We start from the raw sequence: 19,305 nt of genomic DNA, 5'->3' as shown, positions 1-19,305 counted from the left end.
TGGGTGAAAGCAGGGCAGGTCAGCCGATTGGGGCGTTCGCCGACGAATGGCAGGCCGGGCAAGCGTAGGCGTTTGACGGCTTCAAGCGAGACGGCCAGCCCGTATGCCTGGGCCGGTCGGAACCAAGCTGTGGCCTGCAGGCCGAATAGGGTATTCATCAGCTGCCAGATGTGCCTTCTATGCAGACCACTACAAGAGCCGTAGCCGGCCAGCGCCCTGGGTCGACTCCCGTCGCCCTGGAACCCGCCAAGTCGCTCTATCGCGAGCTGCTGGTGGAAAAACCCAGCGGTGGTGCGCGGGAGCGGGCGCGGCACTATCTCGATGACCAGCTGCAGGCCGTGAGTGCCATGAAGGCCGACCTCCCGGCGGATCCCAAGACGCTGGAAGCCTGGGTGCTGGAGAACAACGCCCGGGTGGGCGCCCAGTACCAGGACTATCTGGCGGCCCGCAAGGCTGGCGCTCCGCGACGCTACTTTGGCAGCAAGGCCCATGCGCTGTACTTCCTGCGTGGCGTGGCGCCTACCAAGCTGGTTGATGGCGCCTGGCTCTATGGCACGCTCGCCCACTGGGACGACCTGCGCTATCGCGCGGCCATCCAGATCTATCTCGAAGAACTGGGTGACGGTCAGCCCGACAAGAATCATGTGGTGCTCTATCGCAAGCTGCTGGCCAGCCACGGCTGTGAAGATTTCTCGCAGCTGAGCGACGACCACTATGTCCAGGGCGCGATCCAGCTGGCCCTGGCCTATCACGCCGATCACTACCTGCCCGAGGTACTCGGTTTCAATCTGGGTTACGAGCAGCTGCCCTTGCACCTGCTGATCACCTCCTACGAGCTCAACGAACTGGGTATCGATCCCTATTACTTCACCCTGCATGTCACCGTCGACAACGCCGGTACCGGCCATGCCCGCAAGGCGCTGCAGGCGGTGCACGATGCCATGCCTGCCGAAGGCCGCACCGCCTTCTACCAGCGCGTGGTGCAGGGCTATCTGCTCAACGAGCTGGGCGCCGGCACTACGTCGGTGATCGGCAGCTTCGATCTGGAGCAGGCGGTGATCGAGGTGCTGGCGGAAAAGAGTACCGTTGGCCGCTATGTGCACTCGGACTATTGCCGCATCGGTGGCCGCAGTGTCAGCGACTGGTTGACCGATCCCTCGCAGATTCCCGATTTCCTTCAGGTCATGCAGGAGCAGGGCTGGATCAAGCGTCATGAAGATCCGGCCAACAGTCGTTTCTGGCGGCTGATCCAGGGGGAGCGCGCCGAGATGTTCGGCGTCTTCACTGCCTACGAGCAACAGCTGATCCACGACTGGATCGCTGGCGACTTCGTGCACAGCGGCGCTCGGAACCAGGCTGCCGCCGAGCGGGTGGCGGTACTGCCACGCCGGGAAGTGAGCTTTCGCGCTCGCCAGCGTCAGCAGGAGCGCCTGTGCCCGGCGCTGGAAGCCGAGCAGGGCACAGCGGCCAATGCGAGCAAGGCCCAGGCGAGCGACTTCGATAGCGATGAGGTCGCGCTGGAGCAGCGTCTGGCCAGCCAGCCCAGCCGCGCGGCCGCCATGGCCCTGCTGGTGGAGCAGCTGTCACCGGCACGCCATCACAGCCGCGCAGGCCTGCTGGCGACGCGGCTGTTCGTCTCCCTGTTGGGCTGACCCTATTCAAGGACCCTCGCGGGTCCTTTTTCATTTCGACTGTCATTGAAGGAACCACCCGTGACGGCCATGGAACATCCCGAACGTACCGCGACCAGCCCTGACGCGGCCGCTGCCCTGAAACTCCTGATCGAGACGCTGCGTGCGGCGGACTATCACTTCATCACGCCCACCCCGGCCTCTCACGCGCGGGTCAATGCCCGGCCCGGCAATGCCTGGGCACAGGATCTGCAGGGCATCTTCGGCTGGAGCCGGCCGTTTTCCCCCGAGCTGCTGCCCGGATCTCTCGTCGATACCCTGGCGGCGGCCGAGCTGCTGACCGCGGTGCCGGGCGGCTGGCGTAGCCGGGTGCGGGTATCGAGCCTGGGCGACCAGCTGTTCGTGCATTCCGCCTATCCCACCGAAGATGCCGATGCGGTGTTCTTCGGCCCCGACACCTATCGCTACGCCAATGCCTTGGAAGCCCAGCTGCGCTTCGACACCGCTGACATCCGCCGCGCCGTGGACATCGGCAGCGGCGCCGGTCCGGGTGCCATCCTGGTCGCCCTGGCGCGGCCCGATGCCGAGGTGCTGGCGGTGGATATCAACGAGCGCGCCCTGGCGCTGACCCGGGTCAATGCCGAGCTGGCCGGTGCCGACAATGTCAGCGCGCGCTACAGCAACCTGCTGAACGATGTGGCGGGTGACTTCGATTTCATCCTGTCCAATCCCCCTTATCTGGTCGATCCCGGCGAGCGCGCCTATCGCCATGGCGGCGGTCCCCTTGGGGCTGGCCTGTCCCTGGCCATCCTCGACACGGCGCTGCAGCGCCTGGCACCGGGCGGCACCTTGCTGCTCTATACCGGTGTCGCCATGGTCGACGGTCGAGATCCCTTCCTCGAAGAAGTCCGCACCCGCCTGGACGGCCATGACATGGCCTGGCGCTATCGCGAACTCGATCCGGATGTCTTCGGTGAAGAGCTGGAGGCAGGGGTCTATGCCCATACCGATCGCATCGCCGCCGTCGTCCTGACCGTGACCCGGCCGCGCTGAAGGCGCTCGGGAGCGGCTACACTTGTGGGCCCCTTTCACCGCCCGCTCGTGTCTAGGAGTCGACCATGCAATTGCTGCTGAACCAGACCTCGCCCTATGCCCGCGTCGCGCGCCTCACCGCCCTCGAAGCCGGCTTTGGCGATCGACTGGAACTGGTATGGAGCGACCCCTGGAACGAAGACGCGCAGCTGTTGGCCGCCAACCCGGTCAACAAGGTGCCGGTGCTGATCACTGAAGAGGGTATCGCCCTCAGCGAGACCCTGCTGATCTGTGTCTATCTGCATCAGCGGGCAGGCGGCGGTCCGCTTGCGGCCGAACGCCTGCAACTGGCTGGTCTGGGACAGGGCCTGATCGACGCGGCCTTCGGTACCGTCATCGCCCGCAAGCATGGCGGTACGAGCCAGGATGGGTCCGTGCTCGGCGCACGGCGGCTGGCAGCCATCGAGCGCCTGCTGGCGCGCCTGGAAGAACATCCGGAGCGTGACGCGGAAGACCTCGATTTCAGCCATTGCCTCGTAGCCGTCGGCCTGGACTACCTGAGCTTTCGCCTGCCAGAGATCGACTGGGCGGGCCGCACACGGCTGGTGGCCTTTCACCGGCGGCTCATGGCGCGCCCCAGCTTTGCCGCGACGACCTTCCAGTAAGGCGTAAAAGCCCACGCGGCGGCCCCCGCCGACCGCGTGGTAAGCGCTAGAGCTCGATCAGGATCTTCAGCTGGGTCCCGGCCTTGTCCAGCAAAGCCTCGAAGCCCTGTTCCACCACGTCGTCCAGTGCGATATGGCGGGTCACGACCTTCTCTGCCGGTAGCTGGCCGCTGGCGATCAGGGCTGCCACCTGGGGCCACATCAGCGTGGAGTAGCACCAGGAGCCGCGCAGGTCGACGTCCTTGTAGGTCAGGGTGAAGCCATCCAGCGCCGGTGGCTTGCCCTGCATCCCCACCTGGACCACCACGCCCTGGCGCCGCACGGCTTCCAGGCACAGTCCCAGTGGCGCCTCGGCACCCACGCATTCGAAGGCCACATCCACCCCCACGCCCCCCGCCGTCCGGGCGCGGATCTCGCGCAGCACATCGGTGCTACCGGGATTCAGGGTGATGAGCCCCTCCATCAGGCGGTGAGCCATCTCCAGGCGGTTGTCGTTTAGGTCCACCAGGAAGATCCGGGTGGCACCCGCCGCGCGGGCGGCCAGGACCTGCAACTGGCCGATGGGCCCGGCGCCGGCGACCAGCACGCTGTCGCCGGGCTTCACGCCGCCCCGGTGGGTGGCATAGACGGTCACCGCCGTGGGCTCGATCAGCGCCGCATGCTCGGTGCTGAGGTCGTCCGGCATGGGGATGGCGTTGTAGTCCTCCACCAGGGAGTACTCGGCCATGCCGCCCCAGGGATGGGACAGGCCGATGATGGCCAGCTGTTCGCTGAGCTGGTACTGGCCGCGGCGGCCGTAGTAGTCGTCGCGTGGCGAGACCATGGGCTGGATGGAGACCCGGTCACCGGGTTTCACCGCTGTCACCTGGCTGCCCACGGCCTCCACCACGCCGGAATACTCGTGGCCAAGGATCTGCGGCACCTTACCGCCGGTGTAGCTGTGCGGCGCGGTGGGAATGAAGATGGGACCGCCAAGGTATTCGTGCAGATCGGTGCCGCAGATCCCGCAGAACTGGTTTTTCACCAGGACCTGGGTAGGGCCCGGCTCGCCGGGAGCCGGGACGTCTTCCACCCGGATGTCGCGGGCGGCATGGAAACGGGCTGCTTTCATCGTGAGGCTCCTCTAGCGTTCGCAGCGGGGCAGGAAGGCCTGGATCAGGGCATTGACCCGGTCCGCGGCCTCCATCTGCACCATATGGCCCTGGCCCTCCAGGATCTCGACCTGAACGGTTTCCGGCAGGCCTTGGGCATGCTGGACCGGAATGATGGCGTCGGCCTTGCCCCAGATCACCAGGGCGGGCAGATCGCCTTCGAGTACCTGGCGCAGCACCTGGGCCTGCTGGCCATTGGGGAAGAGCGTGCCGGCCAGTCGATTCAGGGCCTGGTCCACCCCTTCCAGGCGCTTGTACTTGAGCAGGTCCTCCAGCAGTGGCCGGGTGACCAGGCCGGGATCGCTGAACAGCAGGCTGACCGGCCCCTTGAGCTGGTTGCGACTGGTGGCGGCGACGAAGCCTTCCAGGTAGGCGCCATTGATGTCCTGGCCCAGCCCGGCGCTGCCGATCAGCACCAGGCCGGCAACCCGCTGCGGCGCCGTCTGCGCCAGCTGCAAGGCCACGGCGCCGCCCATGGAGTGGCCGACGAGCACGGCGCGGGGGATGTCCAGATGGTCAAGCAGAGCCAGCACCGCAGCGCTTAGCTCGGCAAGGTCCCCGGTGGCCAGGCCCTTGCCGGACTGACCATGGCCAGGCAGGTCCAGGGCGACCACCCGGCGTTCGGCGGCCAGGGCCTCGTGGTTGAACAGCCAGTTGTCCAGATCGCCGGAGAAGCCGTGGATCAGCACCAGCGGCAGGCCGCCTTCGCCGCGTTCCAGATAGCGCAGCGGCCGCCCGTCGAGCTCGATGCGCTGCGCCTGGGGACCGGCGTCGGCGGCGTCTTCGCCACCGGGTACGAAGTCTTCCTGGAAGCGCGCGATCACCGCCTCGATCTCGGCGTCGCTGGCTTCGCCTTCCACCACGATGGCCAGCAGGGCGCCTACCGCCAGGGTCTCGTCCTCGCGCGCCAGGCAGCGGCGCAGGGTACCGGAGAAGGGCGCCTCCACGCTGCTGCTGATCTTGTCGGTCTCGACGTCGAGCACCTCGTCGCCCTTGGTGATGCTGTCGCCTTCGGCCTTGAGCCAGGCGTTGACCCGGCCTTCGCTCATGGACAGGCCCCACTTGGGCATGGTCAGGGTATGGATCTGGCTCATGCGGCCTGCCTCCCTTGGGTGATCTTCAGCACGGCGCGCTCGATCTTGGCCGCGTCGGGGATGTAGAGGTCTTCCAGGGCATCGGAAAAGGGCACCGGGGTGTGCGGCGCCGTGACCAGTTGCACCGGGGCGCGCAGGTCATCGAAGGCCTGTTCGGCGAGCAGGGCGGCGATGTCGGTGGCCACCGAGCAGCGCGGATTGGCCTCGTCGATGACCACCGCGCGGCCGGTCTTCTCGACGCTTTCCAGGATGCTGTCGCGATCCAGCGGGCTGGTGGTGCGCAGGTCCAGCACCTCGCAGGAAACGCCCTGGCGCGCCAGGTTGGCAGCGGCCTCTATGGCCAGGTGCACCATGCGGCCATAGGTGATGAGGCTGACGTCGTCGCCTTCACGCAGGAAGCTGGCCTCGCCGAAGGGGATGGCGTAGGACTCCTCGGGCACCTCGCCCTGCATCCCGTAGAGCAGCTTGTGCTCGCAGAAGATCACCGGGTCGTTGTCGCGGATGGCCTGGATCAGCAGGCCCTTGGCATCGTAGGGGGTGGCCGGGCAGACCACCTTGAGGCCGGGGATATGGGTCCACCAGGAGGTCAGCATCTGCGAATGCTGGGCCGCGGCGCGGAGGCCCGCGCCGACCATGGTCCGCAGGACCAGCGGGGTGACCGCCTTGCCGCCGAACATGTAGCGGAATTTGGCCGCCTGGTTGAGGATCTGGTCCAGGCAGCAGCCGGCGAAGTCGACGAACATCAGTTCGCACACCGGCCGGGTGCCTCGGGCGGCGGCGCCTACCGCCGCGCCGACGTAGCCGATCTCCGACAGCGGGGTGTCCAGCACCCGTCCGGGAAACTTGTGGTAGAGGCCCTTGGTGACCCCGAGCACGCCGCCCCAGGCGTCCTGCTCGCCAGGCGCTCCGGCCCCGCCGGCGTTGTCTTCGCCCATGAGGAAGACGGTAGGGTCGCGGCGCATCTCCTGTTCCAGGGCTTCGTTGATGGCTTGCTGGTAGCTGATCTTTCTGGCCATGGTGGCGCTCCTTGTTGTTTTCCGATCAGGCGTAGGTGACGTAGACGTCGGTGAGCAGGTCTTCCGGGCCGGGCTTGGGATCGGCCTTGGCCTTGCGCACGGCGTCTTCGATGAGCTGTTCCACCTCCTGGTCGATGCTGTCGAGCAGGGCGGGCTGGAGCTGGCCGGAGCGCGTCACCCGCTCGCGGAACTGCATCAGGCAGTCGCGCTGCTCCCGGGCCTGCTTGACCTCGTCCGGATCGCGATAGGTCTGGGCATCACCTTCGAAGTGGCCGAAGTAACGGGTGAACTTCACCTCGATCAGCGAGGGACCTTCGCCGGCCCGGGCACGGGCCACGGCGGCCGCGGCGGCCTCATGGACGGCGAAGAAGTCGAAGCCGTCAACCGTCACGCCGGGCATGCCGAAGCCGGCGGCGCGGTCGGCGATGTGGTCGCAAGCCACCGACCAGTTGGCGGCGGTGGCCTCGGCGTAGCCATTGTTCTCGGCGACGAAGATGCACGGCAGGTTCCACACCGAGGCCAGGTTCATGGCCTCGAATACCGCGCCCTCGTTGGAGCCGCCGTCACCGAAGAAGGCCACGGCCACCGCGTCGCTGCCCTTGAGCTTGGCCGCCAGGGCGGCACCTGCGGCGAGGGGTGCGCCAGCCCCAACGATGCCGTTGGCACCGAGCATGCCCTTTTCCAGATCGGCGATGTGCATGGAGCCGCCCTTGCCCTGGCAGACCCCGGTCTTCTTGCCGTAGATCTCGGCCATCATGCCGTAGACGTCCACGCCCTTGGCGATGCAGTGGCCGTGGCCGCGGTGGGTGGAGGCGATGCTGTCCTCGTGGCCCAGGTGGGCCATGACACCGGCGGCCGAGGCCTCCTCGCCGGCATAGAGGTGGACGAAGCCGGGAATTTCGCCGGTGGCGAATTCCACGTGCAGCCGCTCCTCGAAGGCGCGGATGGTGCGCATCACCCGGTAGGCATGGCTCAGGTTTTCGACGCTGGGGTTCTCGCTCATCTTATTGTTCTCCAGGATTGCCGAGGGCCGACGCGGGCAGGCGCCGGACCAGCAGGCGCTGCTGCGCCGCCAGTTCCAATACCCGCTCCACGTCGATGCTCAGGGGGCCGTCGAGGTCCAGCGTCACCTGCGGACGCTCCTCGGGGCCGAATTCGATTTCCCGCTCGCCGTCCAGCGCCAGGGTGCCGGTGGCCAGCGACAGCGCCCGGGGTTCGCCGGGCAGGAGCAGGCCACTGGCGGCGATGCCGGCCTGGGCCAGCACGCCAGGGGCGAGGGGAACGGTCAGTTGCGCCGGGGCCTCCGGCTCCAGCCGTACCCAGCCGCCATGGGGGGCGCTGCGCGCGACCGGATGCCAGAGGCCGCACAAGGCCGACAGGCCGATGGCCCAGGGCTCGGCGAAGGTGGTGAAAACCTCCGCGAGATCCTCCACCTGGGTCACCGCGCGGGCACCGATATAGGTCTGGCGACAGACCGCCACGTCCACCAGCGCCCAGTCGCGAATGCCGCGCTCGGGCACTTCCACCCGCAGCCGCTTGTTGCGCCGCAGCGCGAGCGCCGGGTCGACCCGGCCGGCCGCGACCAGGCCGCCGGCCAGCCCCGCGCTGGTGGCCTCACGCAATTCCGGAAAGGCGTTGTTGGTGCCGGTGGAGAGGGTCAGCAGCGGCAGGTCGCCCACCTCGGCGGCGACCGCCTTGTGGGTGCCGTCGCCGCCGAGCACGGCGATCACCCGGGCGCCCTGGGCCTGCAAGGCCCTGGCGGCACGGCGGGTGTCATCCACCGTTTGCGTGAGCGGCAGATCGAGAAACACCAGCTCCGGCCAGTGCTGCTCGCGGGCCTGACGGCTGCTGCTGGCCTTGAGCACGGCGGCAGCGATGCCGGTCATGTCCGGCGGCAGCAGCACCCGCTCCACGCCGGTGGCGCCAAAGGCGGCCAGCAGGCGCATCACCACCCCGGCCTTGTCGGTGCTGGAGGTCAGGGCGGCATTACCGGTCAGCCGCCGCAGGTCACGGCCCGAGGCCGGGTTGGGCAGGATGCCAACGGTTATGGGCATGACGGGCTCCGGAGTGCCAGGTCGCCCGTCATGGGAGCCGCTCTGCTATACCGCGATGCGCTCATGGGGCTGGCCCTCTTGTCGTTGTCATGGGAGCGTCGCAGAGCCCAGAGCAAGGCCGGTGCCAGGTTGGCGTCGATCCCTCGCGGGTCAGGCCTGGCGCGGGCTGCAGGCACCTGGAGCGGTCTGGTCGGGAGCGGCTGGACGAGCCCGCTCGTCTCAGAGCGATGGCGGAACAGCGAGACGCTGAGACGATTCGTCTCACGGAGCGGCGGACTTGAAGCCAGCGCCCGGGGAGCGCTAAATGAAGGGCAGAACAATGACCGGCCTTCCATGCCATGACCGGAATTCAGGGAGAGACGCCCATGTTGTCTACCCAGGCCCGCTATCACGCCCGCGCCATCGACCAGGCCCTGCGCGCCCCGCTGCGCGCGGCCAGTCCGCCCGGGCGCATCCTCGATTCCTGGCGGCGCTCCTTCGAGCAGTATCAGCTCGACCCGGGCAGCCTGCGGGGCCCGCGCATCCTCTCGCGCTACGAATTGCGCCAGCACCAGCAGGCCGCCGAAGACTTCCTGCGCGTGGCCGACGGCGAACTCGCGGCCCTGCATGGGCGGGTCGAGGCCGCCGACTACTGCGTGCTGCTGGCTGACGCCCAGGGCCATACCCTGGACTACCGGGTCAGCGATCGGCTCGATGAGGAATGCCGCCGCGCCGGACTCTACCTGGGGACCTGCTGGTCCGAGCAGGAGGAGGGCACCTGCGGCGTGGCCGCGGTGCTGACCGACCGGGCACCAGTGACGGTGCACAAGGCCGATCACTTCCGCGTGGCCTTCACCGGCCTGACCTGTACCGCCGCGCCGGTGTTCGCCCCGGGTGGCGAGTTGCTCGGAGTGCTGGACGTGTCGGCGCCACGCTCGCCGGACGATCGCCGCAGCCAGTTGCTGATCCAGCAATTCACCCGTGACAGCGCCCAGCGCATCGAGAATGCCTACTTCATGCACAGTGCCCGGGGGGACTGGGTGCTCTGCGGCCATGCCCAGGCCAGCTACCTGGACACCCAGCCGGAATTTCTGCTCGCCTGGGATGCCAGCGGTCGCCTGACCGGTCTGAATCGTCCGGCCCGACAGCTCTGCCTGGGCCAGCTGGGCTATCTGCCGCAGCGCCTCGACGAGTTGTTCGGTCGCGACGCCTCGGCGCGGCTACAGGAGGACTATGGCGAACCCCTGCGCCTGGGCGAAGCGCACTTCCATGCCCGGGTGCGGGCGCCGCGCCAGCGTGCGGGCGTGGTCATTCCCCTGGTTCGCGCCCAGCTCGAGGCTGAGCCGGAACAGGAACCACGGATCAGCCAAGCACTACAGACTGGCCAGCGCCTCTATCGCCACGGCCTGCCGATCCTGGTCACGGGTGAGACAGGTACTGGCAAGGAGGTCTTTGCCCGCGCCTTGCACGAGGGCGGTGATCGCGCAGGACGGCCCTTCGTCGCCCTCAACTGCGCGGCGCTGCCGGAGAGCCTGATCGAGAGCGAGCTGTTCGGCCACGCGGCCGGTGCCTTTACCGGGGCCCAGCGCCAGGGCCGCGACGGCCTGATCGTGGCGGCCGATGGCGGCACGCTGTTTCTCGACGAGATCGGCGACATGCCCCTGGTCCTGCAGACTCGCCTGCTGCGCGTGCTGGCCGAGGGCGAGGTGCTGCCGGTGGGCAGCGCCCAGCCACGGCGGGTGGACGTCCGTCTGGTCTGCGCTACCCATCGGGATCTCGGCGAACGGGTCGCGGCCGGCCTGTTTCGTGAAGACTTGCTCTATCGCTTAAACGGCGCCGTCTTCCAGCTGCCACCGCTGCGTGAACGCGCCGACCGTTTGGCCCTGGCGCAGCACCTGCTGGCGGAGGAGCGCGATAGCGGTGCCATCCCGGAAATGGCACCCCAGGTGCAAGAGGCCATCCTCGCTCACGACTGGCCGGGCAACGTGCGCGAGCTGCGCAATGTGCTGCGTTACGCCTGTGCGCTCTGCGACGGTGCCCTCATCACCCTCGATCACCTGCCGGCCAGCCTGGGGTTAGACGTGCCGCTGTCCACGGAGCCACAGCCACAGGTCGATAGCCCTGAACGGCGATTGATCCTCGCCGCGCTGGTGCGGCACCGTTGGAAGGCCGTTCCTGCTGCCCGAGCGCTGGGTATGTCCCGGGCCACCCTCTATCGGCGGCTCAAGCTGCATGGCATCGTCATGCCGCATCGCCAGCCAGAAGACTGAAGTCTTCCGCCGAACGGTCATGGAGCATGGCGGCTGCCCTGGCGCGGCGATCTCGCCGATCAAGCGAAGCGGTTGCCGTCGTCGTGCCAGGCCCCGGTCGTCCCAAGCGGGACGTTACCGCGGTCGCCTGCGGGTCACACCTCAGACACAGACCCGAGGAAGACCCCTGATGCGTACCCTGCCACTGTTACTTGCCCTGCCTGCCGCCCTGGCCCTGCTGAACCGCACCTCGTCCCGGCGTTCCGAGCGGCCTGATCGCCAGCAGCTGCTCGGCCGGACCATCGTCGTCACCGGCGCTTCCAGTGGCGTCGGTCGCGGTGTGGCCCTGGCGCTGGCCCAGCGTGGTGCCAATCTGGTGCTGGCCGCACGGCGGACCGAAGCACTCGAAGCCCTGGCGGTGGAGGTGCAGGCGCTAGGCGTCGCTGCCCTGGTGGTGCCGACCGACGTCGCCGACGTGGCGCAGATGAATGCCCTGGCCGAGCAGGCCGAGCAGCGCTTCGGTCGTATCGACGGCTGGATCAACAATGCCGGCGTCGTCGCGGTGGGTCGCTTCGAAGAGATCCCGCTGGACGACCACCTGCGTCTGTTGGATACCAATGTCAAAGGCGTGGTCATCGGCACCCACCTGGCCATGCAGCGCTTCCGCCGCCAGGGTTATGGCCGGCTGGTCAACGTGGCGTCGGTCGACGGGGAGATTCCCCATGCCTACCAGGCCTCCTATTCGGCGTCCAAGGCCGCGGTGCTCAGCCTCGGCCGTGTGCTCCAGCAGGAACTGCGGCGTGGTCGGCAGCCCAACATCCAGCTGTCGACGGTGCTGCCCTGGGCGCTGGATACCCCGATCTGGGGCCATGCGGCCACCTATACCGGCCACCGTCCCGATCTGCCGACCAAGGACGCACCGGACAAGGCGGTCCAGGCCATCGTCAAGGCGCTGCTGCAACCACAAAAGGAAATCACCGTGGGTTACAAGGCGAAGATGGCCTACTGGGGCCATCGCCTGGCGCCGGAACTCAACGAACGCTTCACGGCCGATGCGGTGCAGCGCGCCGAGATCGACTGGAACGCGGTCAAGGCCGATACCTCGGGCAACCTGCAGCAGCCCGATCAGGCCGGGCAGGGCATCCGGGGTTCGAATTTCTGAGCGAGGAAAGAATCGGCAGACGTCTGGTTGGGGCTGGTGCTTCCAGATGTCTCCACGGGGTCAATGCCAGGTCGTACCTCCCTGCGGGTCGCTGGTCCCTGGCCCCACGACGAGCACAGAGCCCAGCAGTCCGGCGTGCTGGTGCAGGGCGCTTCTGAGTCTTGCCACCAGTGCGTGCTGAGTGCACAGCAAGGCGGTGGGGGCGACCTCTGCAAGCAAGGTCGTGAGCTCCGGCCAGACTGGCTCGCCTGCCTCATCGAGTTCCAGACGGGGCAAGAGCGGCAGGCCGGCTGCAAGCATGATCTGGCAGTGTCCCTGCAACTCGGCGTCCGCCAGTGCCATGGCTCGCTCCGCCATTGAAACCAGCAGGATTCGCTCATGACCGAGTGCGACCAGGCATTGCGTGGCATCGGCGATGCGCTGGATCCGTGCCTGCGGCGCAAGGCAGCGTTCAGCCGTGGTGATTAGGCAGGGACGTCGAGTGATACCGGGCGAACTGAGCAAGTGAGGAGCGCGGCGGTTATCCATCAGGCGGCCTCGGCCACGGGTGCGATCAGGGACCCCAGCTTGCTGGGGACTGATGGCAGCTTCGTGACAGGGCGAGCTTCGATCCTTCAGCACAAGGGGGCCCAGGTGTCACTCGATACGGAATCCCCGCTGTTGACGACGCTGCCGGGCAGCGAGGTTGGCGCGCCAGGCTGGGTATCGCGCCGCGCCTGATCAGTCGTCCAGTTCCAGGTCCAGCAGGGCTGCGCCCAGGCCCTTGCCATGGGCGTCCAGGGCCAGGGAGCGGGTGACGCCCCCGCGCAACGCGCCTGGCAGCACGAAGTTCAGCGCGCCCAGGGCCGGCAACTCGTAGCGGCGGACGGGCGCGGCATCGGTCGGGCGACTGTCGGCAAACCAGGCCGCGACCCGTTCGGCGGTAAGGGCCTGGCGCAGGCGGTCGAAATCTTCCCGACGATAGGCGATCACCGCCATGTTCGAGGTGTCCCCCTTGTCGCCGGTACGGACGTGGGCAATCTCGCGTACTTTCATGGCAGCGTCTCCAGATCCAGGGTGGGGGTGACGGCGGTTCGGGGCCAGAGCAGCGAAGCCACGGCGATGACCTCGCGCACCGCCTTGGTCGCACCGCCGCCGCCCGCTGGGCCATTGGTATAGAGGGTTTCCACCTCGTTGCCGATCTGCACTGCCGCCGCGCGGGTGGCGCAGCGGCCAACTATTCGCAGCCGTACCTCCCAGGGTTCGCCGGTCGCCCGGGCAGCAAGCGTCTCTCCATGGAGAGCGTCGCAGCCGATCAGCTCACAGCGCAGCTCTTCGACCGGTACGCCGCAGAGTTGCAAACGCTCGCGTACCACGGCAGCGGCCAGTCGGGCGCGGGCGACGGCGCCGGGACCCGCGTAGGAGAGCTGACCCTCACCGTGCCAGCCATCGCGATAGCCCACCGACACCTTGAGCTGGTCCGGCCGCGCGGTGCCACGAGCGCCGCTCACGGCGACCCGGTCCGGGCCCGCTTGCTGTAGCGCGACACCAGAAAAATCGGCCGTCACGTCCGGGGTCAGGTAGGCGGCTGGATCATGCACTTCGTAAAGCAACTGCTCGGTGCAGGTCGCCGGGGTCACGTAGCCGCCGGAACCGGCCACCTTGGTAAGGGTGGCGTGGCCATCGGCGTCTACTTCCGCCAGGGGAAACCCAAGGCGGGCGAGGTCCGGAACGTCCTTGTAGCCCGGGTCGGCGAAGTAGCCGCCAGTGACCTGACCGGCGCATTCCAGCAGGTGGCCGACCAGGGTGCCACGTCCGCGGCGCTCCCAGTCATCCGCGGCCCAGCCAAACTCGTGCACCAGGGGGGCGAGAAACAGCGAGGGATCGGCTACCCGGCCGGTGACGATGATATCGGCATCCGCTTCCAGGGCCTGGACGATACCGTCCACCCCCAGGTAGGCGTTGGCCGAGATCACCCGGTCGCTCAGTTCGGCCAGGGTCTGGCCATTGTCCAGCAGGGCGTCGGCCGGCAGCTGGGCCAGCACATCGTCGCCGGCTACCGCGGCGATCTTCAGCCCTGTGACGCCCAGCTCCCGGGCCAGGGCGGCGACCTTGCGCGCCGCGGCGGTCGGGTTGGCGGCGCCCATGTTGGTGATCACCCGCAGGCGCGGACGGTCCGCCTGGCGCAGCAGTGGCAGGATGCGCCGCATCCGCGCCTCCAGCAGCGGATCGAAGCCGGCCTCGGGATCGGCGAGTCGCGCCTGTTGCGCCAGGGCGATGGTGCGTTCGGCCAGGCATTCGAACACCAGGTAGTCGAGGCGGCCATGCTCGGCCAGCTCCACGGCGGGTTCGATGCGATCACCGGAATAGCCGGCGCCGCAGCCGATGCGAAGGAGACGGGTCATCTAGAAGACTCCCAGGAGCAGGGCGGTCAGGGTCATCAGGACCGAGGCCGCGAACAGGAAGGGGATGGTGAAGCGCTGGTGATCGGCGAGGTCCAGCTTGCACAGGCCCACCAGCAGGAAGGTCGCCGGGGTCAGGGGGCTGACCGGGAAGCCGGTGGTGTGCACCCCGAGCAGCGAGGCCTGGGCCACCTGCACTGGGTCGACACCCAGGTTGCGGCCGACCTCGGCGATCACCGGCATGACGCCGAAGTAGAAGGAATCCGGATCGAACAGCAGGCTCAGCGGCATGGACAGGAAGCCCACCACCGCCGGGATCAGTTGGCCATGCCCGGCCGGGATGCCGGCCACCGCCACCTGGGCCATGGCCTTGAGCATGCCGCTGCCCTGCATGATGCCGGTGAAGACGCCGGCGGCGAAGAGGATGCTGGCCATGGTCAGGGCGGTCTTGGCGTGGGCGTCGATCCGCGCCTTCTGAGCGTCCACCGAAGGGTAGTTCAGGCACAGCGCGGCCACGGTGCCGAGCATGAACATCACCACCGGATCGACCCAGCCGGCGATCATCACACCCATCACTACCAGGGTCAGCAGCAGATTGATCCAGAAACGCCCAGGGCGGCGCAGGGCGCGCTCGGCGTCGCTGAGTACCCGCTCCGGCGCAGCGCCCGCGCCACTGGCGTCCAGCCAGGGCGCCTGGCCGGCCAGGGTCAGGCGCTTCTCCTCGCGGCGCCCAAGCCACCAGGCACTGGCGAAGACGAAGGCCAGGCCCACCAGCTGCACGGGGATCAGCGGCTGGAACAGGTCGGCCACCGGTACATGCAGGGCGGCGGACGAGCGCAGCACCGGCCCGGTCCAGGGCAGGAAGTTGACCCCGGCGGCCATGGCCGCGACGCAGGCCAGGATGCGGCGATCCAGGCCCAGGCGGGTATAGAGCGGCAGCATGGCGGGGATGGTCACCAGGAAGGTCACCGCGCCGGAGCCGTCCAGGTGCACCAGCAGGGCGAGCAGGGCGCTGCCGCAGACGATGCGCGTCGGCCGGGTGCCGACGGTGCGCAGGATGCGATCGATGATGGGATCGAGCATCCCGGCGTCGGTCATGATGCCGAAGAACAGGATGGCGAAGACGAACATGCCGATCACCGGGGCGACGCCCTTGATCCCGGCGATGATGAAGGCGCTGGTCCCCAGGCCGAAGCCACCGATCAGGGCGGCGGCGATGGGGATGACGATGAGGGCGACCAGGGGTGAAACGCGTTTGCTCATGACCGCGACGAGCAACGCAAGAATGGTGACGACACCGAGCAGGGCGAGCATGGCGGACTCCTTGGACCGTGGCGCGGCGAGCGGGCACACGGGAGGTTTTGTTGTTGTGCCCGCAGTATTCGAAGACGGCCGACGTCCTGTAAATTGGAATCTTCCGAAGCAGCGTTCAGAAAAACAAAATGAAGAATCTGCTCCAGCACGTGCAGGCCTTCCTTGCCGTGGCCCGTCATGGCTCCTTCGCCCGCGCCGCAGAGGAGTTGCACCTGTCACCGCCCGCGCTCACCGTGCAGATCCAGCAGCTCGAAGCCTGGCTTGAGGTGCAGCTGCTCGAACGCACCCCGCGGCGGGTCCAGCTGACCACCGCGGGTGAAGAGCTGCGCAGCCCTCTGGAACGGGTCCTGGTGGACCTGGGCGATGTCCAGACCCATGCCCGGGACCTGGCCGGCCTGCGCCGCGGGCGGGTCACCCTGGCCGCCTTGCCGTCGTTTTTCATGGGGCCCTTTCCGGAACTGCTGAGGGTCTTTCAGGCGCGCCATCCGGCTATCGAAATCCGGGTGCAGGATGTGGTGGCCGGTAGAGTCGAGGCGCTGGTGCGCGAAGGTCATGTCGATCTCGGCATTGGCGTCCGCCCGCGCGCCGTGGGGCTCGATTTTCAGCCGCTGTACGTCGATCACCTGCAGCTGTTCGTGCCCCGCGACCATCCCTGGGCGGAGCGGACGGAAATCACCCTGGCCGAACTCGACGCCGTACCCTTGCTGCTGACCGGGCGTGACAGCAGCGTGCGCGAGTGCCTGGACTTCGCCTTCGCCGCCGCCGGCCTGCGCCTGGTGGCGGCCCTGGAGGCGAACTACATGAGCACCCTGCTGGCCCTGGTGGCCGCCGGGCAGGGCGTGGCCCTGCTGCCGGAGTCGGCGGGCGGCGAGGCGCTGGTAGTTGCGCTGCCGGTGCGCGGCGAAAGCCTGGCCCGCCCGCTGGGCATCCTGACCCCCGCCGGCCGCAGCCTTACCCCGGCGGCTCAGGCGTTCGTTGCGCTGCTCAGGGAACGGCTGCAGGTGCCTTAGTGGTCGAAGGATCACCCTCGTTCCTGCTAAGACAGTGTGACAAGCGGCACCTGCAGCGCCTCACTCCCCGGCTCAGCGCGGCACTTCGTCCTCGCCCAGCTCCCGCGCCAGGCGCACGACGGTGACGCCGCTACCCAGGTGGCGGATCGAGGGCTGGATCAGCACACAGTTGGCGTAGGGCGTACGGATCTCGCGCTCGCCGTCGGTGGCGATGAGAGTGCCCGCTTCGGCGATGGTCTCCAGGCCCTTGAAGTCCTGGGTGAAGCGAAAGTCCAGGGTGTCCGCGACGATGGCATCGGTCACCCGCAGGAAGCGCTGGCGCACCGGCTTGGCCACCTGTAACAGGTCGGCTACCGCAGCTTCATCCACCACCTCGGCCAATAGCAGGAAGCGCGCGACGCAATCGAGGGCGATCTGACGGCTCACGGCCAGCACGTGCTGGCCGGTTTCGATCAGCAGGGCGTTCTTGGGACTATCGCCTTCGCCAAAGCCGCCATAGTCACGCAGACGCCGACCGTTCTGATGCCCGGCGTCGGCGATGACGAATTCCGGTGTACCCAATTGGGCGGCCAGACGCAGCCCTTTTTCCAGGGGACCGGTCATCATCAGTGGTGCGGAATGCTCGTGCATGGAATGGATATCCAGCAGCCAGTCGATCTCGTCGATCAGCGGGCGCAGTTGCTGGGCGCGCGCCAGATCTGCCGTGGTGGCCGGACCCTGGAGTCGCTGTGGCAGCCAGACGCGATTCATGTCCTCCTCCAGGTAGCGGGTGGCGTCGATGTCGTCCGGGTCGAAGGCGTGATAGGCGGCCACGTTGCCAAAGGCCAGGGTCAGCTTGCCGCGGCGCGGACGGATACCCCGGCTCAGCAATTCGTCGACGGCGATGGCGCCGCTGACCTCGTTACCGTGGGTCAGGGCCATGATGGCCACGTGAGGACCTTCGACGCCGCTGTCGAAGGTGTGGACGTAGTCGATGCCGGTGTTGCCGGTCTTCCAGCGGTCGACGTCCGGAAACGCGACTTCGATGGGGTAGCGGGGCAGACCGGCACGGATCTGGGCGAGAGTGGTCATGGCAGGCTCCTAGGGTGGGCATGCCGGGGCCGGGCCCCGGCGATGGATCAGGACGGGACGTGGCGCCGGGCGCGGGTCAGCGCCAGGATCGAGACCAGGCTCAGGGCGGCGGTGGCCATCACGTAATAGCTGGGGGCCAGGTTGTCGCCGCTGCTGTTGATCATCCAGGTCACCACCAACGGGGCGAAGCCGCCAAAGGCCGTGACCGAGAAGTTGTAGCTCAGCGACAGGCCCGAGCCGCGGGTACGGGTGGGAAAGGCATCGGCCAGCATGGCGGGGATCGGCCCGAGGGATGCGGCGATCAAGACGCCCACCAGCGCTTGCACCAGCAGCAGGGTGGTGATGGAGGGCAGGGCGTTGAGGAGCAGGAACAGCGGATAGGACGACAGGCCGACCAGGGTCATGGCGATGCCCAGCACCCGCAGGCGGCCGAAGCGATCGGACAGGATGCCGAACACCGGGGACATTAGCATGATGGCAAGGCCGGTAATGAAGGCGCCCAGAAAGGAAGAGGTGGCGGCGATGTGCAGTTGCTTCATGGCGTAGGTGGGCATGTACAGCTTGTGCACGTAGTTGAAGGCGGTGGCGCCGGACACCACGCCGATGCACAGCAGCAGCACGCGCCAGTCGGCCTTCAGCAGATCCCGCACCGGGGTCGGCTCCGGGCCTTCGCGGCGGGCCAGCGCCTTGAATTCGGGGGTTTCATCCATCTGCCGGCGGATATACAGGCCGATAGGACCGATCAACAGACCGATGCCGAAGGCCAGGCGCCAGCCCCAGTCGTCCAGCTGCGCCGGGCTGAGCACATAGCTCAGGACCGCCGCCACGCCGGCGGCGAAGACCGTGGCCAGGCCCTGGGTGGACAGCTGCCAGCTGGCAAAGAAGCCGCGCCGACCCTCGGTGGCGTTCTCGGCCATGAAGGCGGTGCAGGCGCCGAACTCGCCGCCGCTGGAAAAGCCCTGCAGCATCCGCGCGATGATCACGATCAGCGGCGCCAGCAGGCCGATCTGGCCGTAGGTAGGCACGCAGGTCATCAGCAGGGTGCCGATCATCATCAGGGCGATGGACAGCGTCAGCGAGGCCTTGCGACCGCGGCGGTCGGTATAGGAGCCCAGCACCACGGCACCCAGAGGCCGCATGATGAAGGAGATGGCGAAGGTGGCCACGCTTAGCAGCAGGGAGGTGGTTTCATTTTCCGCAGGAAAGAACTGCCGGCTGATGATGACGGCGAAGTAGCCGTAGATCAGCAGGTCGTAGAATTCCAGCGCGTTGCCGATGCCGGCCGCGCAGATTTCCTTCCAGGAGCCGCGCCGGGCTGGTGCGCCAGCCACGGCGCTGGCAAGGGTCGATATGGAGTGCGGCATGGCCTGGTTCCCCTTGGCGGAGCGCGGCCGAGGGTGGCGGCGCCTTCACGAGTGAGGTTCAACCTTGGGTCATGGTTGGGCAGTGGCTCAATTGCCGTTTCGGCACAACTGAGGGCCAAGTGGGCACAGGGG

17 protein-coding genes are annotated in these 19,305 nt (G+C 67.9%); 6 read left to right on the top strand and 11 right to left on the bottom strand.

Features of this window, described 5'->3' with window-relative positions; translation table 11 throughout:
* Positions 1 to 179 precede the first annotated feature (179 nt).
* The 3 genes from ACWPW1_RS12645 to ACWPW1_RS12635 all read left to right on the top strand — a co-directional run bounded on the left by ACWPW1_RS12645 (position 180) and on the right by ACWPW1_RS12635 (position 3,328).
* Entirely contained in the window at positions 180 to 1,652 is a 1,473-nt protein-coding gene (locus tag ACWPW1_RS12645; protein WP_454253077.1) for an iron-containing redox enzyme family protein, read from the top strand.
* Between the two features lie 69 nt (positions 1,653 to 1,721).
* Entirely contained in the window at positions 1,722 to 2,684 is a 963-nt protein-coding gene (locus ACWPW1_RS12640) for a methyltransferase (protein WP_454253918.1), read from the top strand.
* Positions 2,685 to 2,749: 65 nt separating this feature from the next.
* On the top strand, positions 2,750 to 3,328 hold the full coding sequence (locus ACWPW1_RS12635; protein WP_454253076.1) for a glutathione S-transferase family protein: 579 nt from the start codon (positions 2,750 to 2,752) through the stop codon (positions 3,326 to 3,328).
* Positions 3,329 to 3,374: 46 nt separating this feature from the next.
* Here ACWPW1_RS12635 and ACWPW1_RS12630 read toward each other — a convergent pair whose 3' ends face one another.
* From ACWPW1_RS12630 to ACWPW1_RS12610, 5 genes are read right to left on the bottom strand one after another with little or no spacing between them, the layout of a single operon-like run.
* Positions 3,375 to 4,439 (bottom strand): 2,3-butanediol dehydrogenase, encoded by a 1,065-nt coding sequence (locus tag ACWPW1_RS12630; RefSeq protein ID WP_454253075.1) that lies wholly within the window; start codon positions 4,437 to 4,439, stop codon positions 3,375 to 3,377.
* Positions 4,440 to 4,451: 12 nt separating this feature from the next.
* Positions 4,452 to 5,573 (bottom strand): acetoin dehydrogenase dihydrolipoyllysine-residue acetyltransferase subunit, encoded by a 1,122-nt coding sequence (locus tag ACWPW1_RS12625; protein ID WP_454253074.1) that lies wholly within the window; start codon positions 5,571 to 5,573, stop codon positions 4,452 to 4,454.
* The gene (locus ACWPW1_RS12620) at positions 5,570 to 6,589 is read right to left on the bottom strand and encodes an alpha-ketoacid dehydrogenase subunit beta (protein WP_454253073.1); all 1,020 of its coding nucleotides are present in this window, start codon (positions 6,587 to 6,589) and stop codon (positions 5,570 to 5,572) included. Before ACWPW1_RS12620 ends, ACWPW1_RS12625 begins: the two co-directional genes overlap by 4 nt.
* Before the next feature lie 25 nt (positions 6,590 to 6,614).
* Entirely contained in the window at positions 6,615 to 7,592 is a 978-nt protein-coding gene (locus ACWPW1_RS12615; protein WP_059315076.1) for a thiamine pyrophosphate-dependent dehydrogenase E1 component subunit alpha, read from the bottom strand.
* Position 7,593: 1 nt separating this feature from the next.
* A complete protein-coding gene (locus tag ACWPW1_RS12610) occupies positions 7,594 to 8,643 on the bottom strand; it encodes an ATP-NAD kinase family protein (RefSeq protein WP_454253072.1) in 1,050 nt (349 codons plus the stop codon).
* A 365-nt stretch (positions 8,644 to 9,008) separates the two neighbouring features.
* Between ACWPW1_RS12610 and ACWPW1_RS12605 the strand changes: the two genes are divergently transcribed.
* Both ACWPW1_RS12605 and ACWPW1_RS12600 read left to right on the top strand, forming a co-directional pair.
* The gene (locus tag ACWPW1_RS12605) at positions 9,009 to 10,892 is read left to right on the top strand and encodes a sigma-54-dependent Fis family transcriptional regulator (protein WP_454253071.1); all 1,884 of its coding nucleotides are present in this window, start codon (positions 9,009 to 9,011) and stop codon (positions 10,890 to 10,892) included.
* Positions 10,893 to 11,061: 169 nt separating this feature from the next.
* The gene (locus ACWPW1_RS12600; RefSeq protein ID WP_454253070.1) at positions 11,062 to 12,033 is read left to right on the top strand and encodes an SDR family NAD(P)-dependent oxidoreductase; all 972 of its coding nucleotides are present in this window, start codon (positions 11,062 to 11,064) and stop codon (positions 12,031 to 12,033) included.
* Positions 12,034 to 12,093: 60 nt separating this feature from the next.
* Here the strand turns inward: ACWPW1_RS12600 and ACWPW1_RS12595 are convergent, their stop codons facing one another.
* The 4 genes from ACWPW1_RS12595 to ACWPW1_RS12580 form a co-directional block, all read right to left on the bottom strand.
* The gene (locus ACWPW1_RS12595; protein WP_454253069.1) at positions 12,094 to 12,375 is read right to left on the bottom strand and encodes a hypothetical protein; all 282 of its coding nucleotides are present in this window, start codon (positions 12,373 to 12,375) and stop codon (positions 12,094 to 12,096) included.
* Between the two features lie 378 nt (positions 12,376 to 12,753).
* Complete coding sequence (locus ACWPW1_RS12590) at positions 12,754 to 13,068, bottom strand: AtuA-related protein (RefSeq protein ID WP_313649091.1); 315 nt, start codon at positions 13,066 to 13,068, stop codon at positions 12,754 to 12,756.
* Positions 13,065 to 14,417 (bottom strand): acyclic terpene utilization AtuA family protein, encoded by a 1,353-nt coding sequence (locus ACWPW1_RS12585; RefSeq protein WP_454253068.1) that lies wholly within the window; start codon positions 14,415 to 14,417, stop codon positions 13,065 to 13,067. The genes ACWPW1_RS12590 and ACWPW1_RS12585 overlap by 4 nt, the downstream gene beginning before the upstream one ends.
* Positions 14,418 to 15,767 (bottom strand): CitMHS family transporter, encoded by a 1,350-nt coding sequence (locus ACWPW1_RS12580; RefSeq protein ID WP_454253067.1) that lies wholly within the window; start codon positions 15,765 to 15,767, stop codon positions 14,418 to 14,420.
* 89 nt (positions 15,768 to 15,856) lie between these two features.
* On the opposite strand from ACWPW1_RS12580, the gene ACWPW1_RS12575 reads away from it, so the two are divergent.
* Positions 15,857 to 16,738 carry a LysR family transcriptional regulator gene (locus tag ACWPW1_RS12575; RefSeq protein ID WP_454253066.1) on the top strand — a complete coding sequence of 294 codons (882 nt, stop codon included), beginning with the start codon at positions 15,857 to 15,859 and terminating at the stop codon, positions 16,736 to 16,738.
* A 72-nt stretch (positions 16,739 to 16,810) separates the two neighbouring features.
* Here the strand turns inward: ACWPW1_RS12575 and ACWPW1_RS12570 are convergent, their stop codons facing one another.
* The gene (locus ACWPW1_RS12570) at positions 16,811 to 17,809 is read right to left on the bottom strand and encodes a succinylglutamate desuccinylase (RefSeq protein ID WP_454253065.1); all 999 of its coding nucleotides are present in this window, start codon (positions 17,807 to 17,809) and stop codon (positions 16,811 to 16,813) included.
* Positions 17,810 to 17,856: 47 nt separating this feature from the next.
* The gene (locus ACWPW1_RS12565; protein ID WP_454253064.1) at positions 17,857 to 19,173 is read right to left on the bottom strand and encodes an MFS transporter; all 1,317 of its coding nucleotides are present in this window, start codon (positions 19,171 to 19,173) and stop codon (positions 17,857 to 17,859) included.
* Positions 19,174 to 19,305 lie beyond the last annotated feature (132 nt).

It is taken from the genome of Pseudomonas sp. Marseille-Q7302 (assembly GCF_965111925.1).
This window is presented reverse-complemented; position numbering and strand designations above follow the sequence as displayed.

Excerpts from the sequence above, each read along its gene's own strand:
- ACWPW1_RS12645 (WP_454253077.1), top strand. The coding sequence starts at position 180 with ATGCAGACCACTACAAGAGCCGTAGCCGGCCAGCGCCCTGGGTCGACT.
- ACWPW1_RS12640 (WP_454253918.1), top strand. The coding sequence starts at position 1,722 with ATGGAACATCCCGAACGTACCGCGACCAGCCCTGACGCGGCCGCTGCC.
- ACWPW1_RS12635 (WP_454253076.1), top strand. The coding sequence starts at position 2,750 with ATGCAATTGCTGCTGAACCAGACCTCGCCCTATGCCCGCGTCGCGCGC.
- ACWPW1_RS12630 (WP_454253075.1), bottom strand. The coding sequence starts at position 4,439 with ATGAAAGCAGCCCGTTTCCATGCCGCCCGCGACATCCGGGTGGAAGAC.
- ACWPW1_RS12625 (WP_454253074.1), bottom strand. The coding sequence starts at position 5,573 with ATGAGCCAGATCCATACCCTGACCATGCCCAAGTGGGGCCTGTCCATG.
- ACWPW1_RS12620 (WP_454253073.1), bottom strand. The coding sequence starts at position 6,589 with ATGGCCAGAAAGATCAGCTACCAGCAAGCCATCAACGAAGCCCTGGAA.
- ACWPW1_RS12615 (WP_059315076.1), bottom strand. The coding sequence starts at position 7,592 with ATGAGCGAGAACCCCAGCGTCGAAAACCTGAGCCATGCCTACCGGGTG.
- ACWPW1_RS12610 (WP_454253072.1), bottom strand. The coding sequence starts at position 8,643 with ATGCCCATAACCGTTGGCATCCTGCCCAACCCGGCCTCGGGCCGTGAC.
- ACWPW1_RS12605 (WP_454253071.1), top strand. The coding sequence starts at position 9,009 with ATGTTGTCTACCCAGGCCCGCTATCACGCCCGCGCCATCGACCAGGCC.
- ACWPW1_RS12600 (WP_454253070.1), top strand. The coding sequence starts at position 11,062 with ATGCGTACCCTGCCACTGTTACTTGCCCTGCCTGCCGCCCTGGCCCTG.
- ACWPW1_RS12595 (WP_454253069.1), bottom strand. The coding sequence starts at position 12,375 with ATGGCACTGGCGGACGCCGAGTTGCAGGGACACTGCCAGATCATGCTT.
- ACWPW1_RS12590 (WP_313649091.1), bottom strand. The coding sequence starts at position 13,068 with ATGAAAGTACGCGAGATTGCCCACGTCCGTACCGGCGACAAGGGGGAC.
- ACWPW1_RS12585 (WP_454253068.1), bottom strand. The coding sequence starts at position 14,417 with ATGACCCGTCTCCTTCGCATCGGCTGCGGCGCCGGCTATTCCGGTGAT.
- ACWPW1_RS12575 (WP_454253066.1), top strand. The coding sequence starts at position 15,857 with ATGAAGAATCTGCTCCAGCACGTGCAGGCCTTCCTTGCCGTGGCCCGT.
- ACWPW1_RS12570 (WP_454253065.1), bottom strand. The coding sequence starts at position 17,809 with ATGACCACTCTCGCCCAGATCCGTGCCGGTCTGCCCCGCTACCCCATC.
- ACWPW1_RS12565 (WP_454253064.1), bottom strand. The coding sequence starts at position 19,173 with ATGCCGCACTCCATATCGACCCTTGCCAGCGCCGTGGCTGGCGCACCA.